Raw genomic sequence first — 7,265 nt, 5'->3', positions numbered from 1 at the left:
GTGCTGCGCATCGACCATCCCGACGTGCTGGAGTTCATCACCGCCAAGCGCACGCCAGGGCGCTGGAACAACTTCAACGTGTCGGTCGCCGTGACCGACGAATTCGTCCGCACGCTGCAGGCCGGCGGCGACTGGGCACTGGTGCACAAGGGCAAGCCGGGTGCGGCGCTGATCGCGCAGGGGGCGCATCTGCGGGGGGATGGGGTGTGGGTGTACCGCACGATGCCCGCCCAGGAATTGTGGGACACGATCATGCGATCGACCTACGACTTCGCGGAACCGGGCATCCTGTTCGTCGATACGCTCAACCGCGAGAACAACCTTCGGTATGCGGAAAAAATCACCAGCACCAATCCGTGCGTAACGGCGGACACCTGGGTCATGACGACCGACGGACCGGCGCAGGTACAGGACCTGGTCGGCAGGAAGTTCACGGCAGTCGTGGACGGAACTGGATTCCCTGTCCGCAGTAAAGGCTTCTTCGCCACGGGCCGCAAGCCGGTCTTTCGCTTGCGCACGCGGGAAGGTCACGAATTGCGGCTCACGGCCGATCACCGGGTCCGGCGAGTGACACGGAAGACGCGACACGTGATGGAAGCGGAATGGGCTCCGGCCGAAGCGCTGCGTCCCGGAGACGAGGTGATCCTCCATGATCATCGCGCGATGGGAGGTTGGGATGGACGCGGCACGAGTGAGGAAGGTTACCTGCTGGGACTGCTCATTGGAGACGGACACCTGACAGAAAAGAAAGCCGTTCTATCGGTCTGGAGTCCGGAGCTGAAGGTGGTAGGCGGAGACGCCCCGGCGCTGGCGAGCACCGGCGTGGCCGGAATCGTTGCAGCCGTGAACACTGCGATCAGCACTCTGCCGCATCGAGCCGACTTCCGCGGTTTCTCCAAAACGCTGGAACGCGGGGAAGCGCGATTGGGCTCTGCACCGCTGCGGGATCTGGCTTTCTCGTTCGGACTGCGTCCGGGTTGCAAGACCGTGACTCCGGCTATCGAGCAAGGCTCCGCTTTCTTCACCTCCGGCGTGCTGCGCGGTCTGTTCGATGCAGACGGCACCGTGATCGGCAATCAAGATAAGGGCGTCAGTGTCCGCCTCGCGCAATCGGATACGGGCTTGCTGAAGGCGGTCCAGCGCATGCTGCTGCGACTCAGTATCAACAGCACGATCTATGAAAAGCGTAGACCCGCAATGCCTCGCCTGATGCCCGATGGACGGGGAGGCCGACGCTACTACGACTGCAAGGAATACCACGAACTGGTCATCAGCGGGGAGAGCATCGCCTTGTTCGCCGACCATGTCGGTTTCTCCGACACTTCCAAGTCACAGCGCTTGCGTGCCCTCCTCGACGGATACAAACGGGCGCTGAACCGCGAGACCTTCACGGCGACCGTCGCCAGCCTGGACCCCGACGGCGAAGAGGAGGTCTACGACGTCACCGTGGCCGACGTCCATGCCTTCGATGCGAACGGCCTGTACGTCCACAACTGCGGCGAGCAGCCGCTGCCTCCCTACGGCTGCTGCAATCTCGGTCCCGTCATCCTGACGAGGTTCGTGCGCCATCCGTTCGGCTTCGGCGGTGCCCCCGAGTTCGATTTCAAATCCTTCGCCCAAGCCGTGGCCGTGCAAGTGCGCGCCCTCGACAACGTCCTCGACCTCACCTTCTGGCCGCTTCCGCAGCAGCAGGCGGAGTCCCGCGCCAAGCGCCGCATCGGCGTCGGCTTCACCGGCCTGGGCAACGCGCTCACGATGCTCAAGCTGCGCTACGACGCGCCCGAGGGCCGCGACATGGCCGCGCGCATCGCGCGCACCATGCGCGATGCCGCCTACGCCGCATCGGTCGATCTCGCGAAGGAGAAAGGCGCCTTCCCGCTCCTCGACGCCGACAAGTACCTCGAAGCCGGCACTTTTGCCAGCCGCCTCGACGAGCCGCTGAAGGCGCAGATCCGCAAGCACGGCATCCGCAACAGCCACCTGCTGTCGATCGCGCCCACCGGCACCGTGAGCCTCGCCTTCGCGGACAACGCATCGAACGGCATCGAGCCCGCCTTCTCCTGGACCTATCGCCGCAAGAAGCGCGAAGCGGACGGCAGCAAGTCCGAATACGACGTGGAAGACCACGCCTGGCGGCTGTACCGCTCGCTGGGCGGCGACACCGCGCAACTGCCGCCGTACTTCGTGTCGGCGCTCCAGATGCGCGCGGCGGACCACCTGGCGATGATGGAAGCGGTGCAACCCTTCATCGACACGGCGATCTCCAAGACCGTCAACGTCCCCGCCGACTACCCGTACGACGACTTCAAGGGCCTGTACCTCGAAGCCTGGCGCGCGGGACTGAAGGGCCTCGCCACCTACCGCCCCAACGCGATCCTCGGCGCCGTGCTGTCCACCACGCCGGAGCCCGCCGCGGAGACCCTGCCGCCGCTCGAGCGCCGCAAGCTCGACCCCATGCGCACCATGATCGAGAAGCGGCCGCAGGGCCAGCTGCCGGCCGTGGTGGAGAAGCTCGAGTACTGGACGCCGCTCGGGCGCCAGAACACCTACATCGTCGTGTCCTTCCTGCCGATCGCGGATGGCCGCGAGCGCGCGATCGAGTTCTTCATGCCGGTGGGGCAGAGCGGCGAGTCGCAGCAGTGGATCACCTCCAGCATGCGGTTGCTGTCGCTGGCGGCGCGCGGCGGCTTCCTGGAACGGGCGCTGGCCGACATGCGCAAGGTCGCCTGGGACCGCGGGCCGGTGCGCCTGGGCACCTACGCCAAACCCGATGGCGGCACGGTGCCGATGTGGCACGACTCGGAGGTGGCGGCGATCGCCTACGCGGTCCAGAACATCATCGCCCGCCGCCGGGGCGAGCCGGTGGCGGCGCTGGAGACGCCGGAAGCGCCCACCGCCGCCGTGTCGGCGCCCACGATGGCCGGCGCGAAGTGCCCGGAGTGCGGCGCCCACGCGGTGATCCGCAAGGACGGCTGCGAGTTCTGCACCTCCTGCGGACACGTCGGAGCCTGCGGGTGATGCAGCCGCCGGACACCGCCTTCGCTGCCGAATGGGCGGAGACGCTGATCCACGGCCGCCGCACGGTGCTGCCCAAGCGCCTGGCCGCGCCGGGACCGGACTACGCCCAGCTGCAGCGCATCCTGCGCGCCGCCGCCGCGGCGCCCGACCACGGCGAGCGGCTGCCCTGGCGCTTCGTGATCGTGCCGCAGATGCGGCGTTCCGCGCTGGCCGAGGTGTTCGCCGCCTCCCTGCGCGAACGCGACGCGCAAGCCACCGAAGAACAGGTCGCACAGGCGCGCGAGAAGGCCTTCCGCGCGCCCTTGCTGATGCTCGCCGTGTGCGACACCGGCGCCGCCGGCGACGAGATCCCGCCGGCGGAACGGCTGGTGTCCGCCGGCTGCGCCATCCAGAACATGCTGCTGATGGCGACGGTGCTCGGCTTCGGCTCGGCCCTCACCAGCGGCAAGGCGATGGGATCGCGCGGCCTGCGCGGACTGTTCGGCCTCGGCCCGCAGGAGCAGGCGCTGTGCTTCGTGAACATCGGCACCATCGCGGGAAAGAAGCGCGGACGCGAGCGGCCGGACGCCGCCAGCTACGTGAGCGAACTCGGAGGACCGCCGTGAGCCAGCCGATCCGCCTGCAGTCGCTCGTGGCTTCACCCGCCGCCGGCTTCGAGCAGCCCTTCGAGATGCTCGAGGCCTGCCACGAAAGGGTGCAGCGCATGCTGGCGCTGCTCGCGCGCCTGCGCGCCCACGTGCGCGAGAACGGAGCGGACGTGCAGGCCCAGCAGGCGGCGCGCGACGTGATGCGCTACTTCGACATCGCCGCACCGCATCACCATCGCGACGAGGAGCTGCACGTGTTCCCGCGTTTGCTGCGGGAGGCGGATCCCGAGGTCGTGCCGGTGGTGGAAAGACTGCAGCGCGACCACCTGCGGATGGAGCAGTGCTGGGTGGAAGCACGCAGCGTTCTCGAGCGCGTGGCGCGGGCCGAAGCGGATCGCTTCAGCGCGGCAGACGACGAGGCGCTCGACGCCTTCGCCGGCCTCTACGGCGAACACCTCGCCGCGGAAGAACGGATCGCCTACCCGCGAGCACGCGCGCTCATGGACGAGAGCGAGATCGAAGCCGCGGGGAAGGAAATGATGCGCCGGCGCGGGGTGACGTCATGACAGTCCTCCCCCGGATGGCGTAAGGGTCGCGATTCGCCGGAAGCGTGACGCGTTCAACTGCCGCGTACCGGTCATCCCGCTCGCCGCGCCGCCGGGCGCTCGCGGCCGGAACGGCCGGGGTGGCATGGGAACAATTCCATCCCCGTGCGCGCCCTGACCCATCCCGACACCCTCGCCGCCGTCGCCATGACGGCGCTGGCGGCGTTCGCCGTGGCCGCGCTCTGGCGGCTGCGCCTGCGCGCCCGTCGCCGCGCCGCGCGGCGCAAGCAGGCGGGCTACCGCCTGATGGACTGCCTGAAGGCCTACACCGCCTGGATCGACTGGCATCGCGACGAGCCGCTGCTGCACCAGGACCCGGAGACCCTCACCATCCCGGCGGCGCTGGCGCAGGCGGTGCAGATCAAGGACGAGCACTTCCCCGATCTCTCGAAGCTGATGCTGCAGCTGCTGCAGGCGCACCGCGAGCTGATGCAATACCTGTGGGAGGAGAACATCCTGCGCATGTCGGGCGGCTCGCAGCGGCCCTATTACGCCGACCCGCGCTACCACCAGCTGCGCGACGCGCAGGATGCGACGCTGGACAGCATGTTCCTGCGCTGCCGCGATCTGATCGGGGACACGGGCACGCCGTGGCGGCGCACCCGCAGCGACTTCAGCTTCTCGAGCAACCTGGGCGCCGGGACCTCGCAGCCCTCCGGCACGCCCTGATCAGCGCCAGGGCATCGCCTCGAGCACGCGGGCCCAGTCCCCGTCGCTGCGCTCGGCCATCGGCTCCTGGCCCGGCGCGACGGCGGGCGCGCTGAGCAGGTGGATGCCGTCCCAGCGCATGCTGCGGTCCGGCGTGAGGAGGATCCAGTGCGCGCCCGGTTGGCGCTTGGCCAGCCAGGCACCCACGGACTCCGAGATGTAGTGGGTGGGCTCGTACCAGGCGACCGGCTCGGGTTCGCCCCGCAGGTGCAGGGGCCGGAAGACGAGCTTGGTCTTCATCTTCTGGATGTCGCGCCGCACCGCCTGCGCCATCTGCCGCAGCCGGGCGAGGTCGTGGTCGCCGTAGTCGTTCTTCAGCTCCGGCTCGTAGACCAGCCGCCAGAGCGAGCGGTAGAGCAGATCGAAGCGTCCCGGGTCCCGGTGCAGCACCACCAGTTCGCTCATGCGCACGAAGGACTGCGGGATGATCGCGCGCGCCGCGCGGTTGCGGATGGCCGCCCGTTCCGCGTCCAGCGACTCCTCCTCGACAGCCTGCGCCGGCGCCGCGCTCCACTCGACGGTATCCGGCGGCACCTGCTGGGCCAGCAGGCGCGTGGCTTCGCTATGGAATCCAGCGACGTCGACCTGGTTGGACAGCGGGACCTGCACGGGAAATGGCGCGGGGAGTTAGGACACGTTCACATTCTGCGCCTGCGTCCCGGTACGCGGGGGGATTTTGGCTGCATTTTTCGAAGCGTCCGGGAAACCCCGGCCGCCGCCCGTCAGGTGGCGGCGGGAAGGAAGCCTTCCACCGACAGGTAGCGCTCGCCGGTGTCGTAGTTGAAGCCGAGGACGGTGGCGCCGGCCGGGATGTCCTTGAGCTTCTGCTGGATGGCTGCCAGCGTCGCGCCGGAGGAGATCCCCACCAGGATGCCCTCCTCCCGCGCGCAACGGCGTGCCATCTCCCGGGCCGGCTCGGCATCGACCAGGATCACGCCGTCGAGCAGCGAGGTGTCCATGATGTGCGGGACGAAGCCGGCGCCGATGCCCTGGATCGGGTGCGGCGAAGGCTGGCCGCCGGACAGCACCGGCGAGTTCACCGGCTCGACCGCGAACACCTTCAGCCGGCTCCACTTCTGCTTGAGCACCCTGGCGCAGGCGGTGATGTGGCCGCCGGTGCCGACGCCGGTGATCAGGTAGTCGACGCCGTTCGGGAAGTCCTCGAGGATCTCGCGCGCGGTGGTGCGTTCGTGCACCTCGACGTTGGCGGGATTCTCGAACTGCTGCGGGATCCAGGCATCGGGCGTCCGCTCCGCCAGTTCCTGCGCCCGCGCGATCGCGCCCTTCATGCCCTTCTCGCGCGGCGTCAGGTCGAAGGTCGCGCCGTAGGCGAGCATCAGCCGGCGCCGCTCCACCGACATGCTGTCGGGCATCACCAGCACCAGCTTGTAGCCCTTCACCGCGGCCACCATCGCCAGGCCGATGCCGGTATTGCCGGACGTGGGCTCGATGATGGTGCCGCCCGGCTTGAGCTTGCCGCTGCGCTCGGCGTCCTCCACCATCGACAGGGCGATGCGGTCCTTGATGGATGCGCCCGGATTGGAGCGCTCCGACTTCACCCACACCTCGTGCGAGCCGCCGAACAGCCGGTTGATCCGGATGTGCGGGGTGCGGCCGATGGTTTCGAGGACGTTGTTCGCTTTCATGAGGCCTCACTTTCGCCGATGACGGCCGCATTGTGGCGCGATTCGAGCGCATCGGCCGCCTGGCGCGCGAGCAGGTCCAGCAGCGCGAGGTCGCGCTCCGTCGGCTCGTGGGGCGCCTTCCAGTGCGTCGAGAGCATGCCGATCACCGCGCCGTCGCGCCCCACGAGCGGCGTCGACTGGACCGTCCGCAACCCGCTCAGGCGGTACAGGCGAAGCGCTTCCGTCCCCTGCAGGCCGGGAGACGCCTCCACGTCGGAGACGATCACCCGGTCGCGCCGCTGCAGCGCCGCGCCGCAGGTCGTGTCGTGGTGCAGGGACACGCACTGCCACTGCGCGGCGGACTCCGCGTGGAAGCCTTTCCACGCCAGCAGGCGCAACATGCCGGCCTCGTCCAGCAGCTGCAGGCTGGCGCCCTCCGACTGCATCAGCCCCGCCGCCGCCTCGACGATCCGGCGGTGGACCGCGCCGGCATCCTTCGCGCCGACGGCCATGCCGGCGATCGCCTGGAGCTCCTTCGCGTCGGCGAGGTCCCGCGCCAGCCGCTGGTCGCGCTCCCGCAAGGCCTCTTCCGCCTGCCGCCGCGCGACGGACTCCGCATGGCGCGCGATGACGATGGACGCCGTGCCGGTGAGCAGCGACGCCAGCTCGCGATCGCGCGCCGCCGGCTCGCGCGGGGCGCGCGAGGAGATCGCCAGCGAGCC

At 69.3% G+C, this 7,265-nt stretch carries 7 protein-coding genes; 4 read left to right on the top strand and 3 right to left on the bottom strand.

All coding sequences use genetic code 11. The annotated features are described in order from the left end of the window. From VF522_RS05200 to VF522_RS05185, 4 genes are all read left to right on the top strand, one after another. Positions 1-3,018 (top strand): LAGLIDADG family homing endonuclease (locus VF522_RS05200; protein ID WP_330907169.1); only part of this gene is annotated, 3,018 nt, incomplete at its 5' end. After that, positions 3,018-3,623: a nitroreductase gene (locus VF522_RS05195; protein ID WP_330907168.1), complete on the top strand. Its 606-nt coding sequence runs from the start codon at positions 3,018-3,020 to the stop codon at positions 3,621-3,623. The genes VF522_RS05200 and VF522_RS05195, both read left to right, overlap by 1 nt. Further along, the gene (locus VF522_RS05190) at positions 3,620-4,171 is read left to right on the top strand and encodes a hemerythrin domain-containing protein (RefSeq protein ID WP_330907167.1); all 552 of its coding nucleotides are present in this window, start codon (positions 3,620-3,622) and stop codon (positions 4,169-4,171) included. Before VF522_RS05195 ends, VF522_RS05190 begins: the two co-directional genes overlap by 4 nt. Positions 4,172-4,315: 144 nt before the next feature. Further along, positions 4,316-4,879, top strand: coding sequence for a hypothetical protein (locus VF522_RS05185; RefSeq protein ID WP_330907166.1), 564 nt, complete (start codon positions 4,316-4,318; stop codon positions 4,877-4,879). Here VF522_RS05185 and VF522_RS05180 read toward each other — a convergent pair whose 3' ends face one another. The 3 genes from VF522_RS05180 to VF522_RS05170 form a co-directional block, all read right to left on the bottom strand. Beyond that, positions 4,880-5,527, bottom strand: coding sequence for a DUF4130 domain-containing protein (locus tag VF522_RS05180; protein ID WP_330907165.1), 648 nt, complete (start codon positions 5,525-5,527; stop codon positions 4,880-4,882). It abuts the gene before it with no gap. Between the two features lie 113 nt (positions 5,528-5,640). After that, positions 5,641-6,564, bottom strand: a complete 924-nt coding sequence (gene cysK / locus VF522_RS05175) for a cysteine synthase A (RefSeq protein ID WP_330907164.1) — start codon at positions 6,562-6,564, stop codon at positions 5,641-5,643. After that, the coding region (locus VF522_RS05170) for a GAF domain-containing protein (protein WP_330907163.1) at positions 6,561-7,265 on the bottom strand (705 nt) is incomplete at its 5' end. The genes VF522_RS05170 and cysK, both read right to left, overlap by 4 nt.

It is taken from the genome of Ramlibacter sp., assembly GCF_036383835.1.
In the GTDB taxonomy this organism is placed as follows: Bacteria; Pseudomonadota; Gammaproteobacteria; order Burkholderiales; family Burkholderiaceae_C; genus Ramlibacter.
This window is presented reverse-complemented; position numbering and strand designations above follow the sequence as displayed.

Bases quoted from the DNA above. Each gene is read 5' to 3' on its own strand.
- VF522_RS05195 (WP_330907168.1), top strand. From the start codon at position 3,018: ATGCAGCCGCCGGACACCGCCTTCGCTGCCGAATGGGCGGAGACGCTG.
- cysK (WP_330907164.1), bottom strand. From the start codon at position 6,564: ATGAAAGCGAACAACGTCCTCGAAACCATCGGCCGCACCCCGCACATC.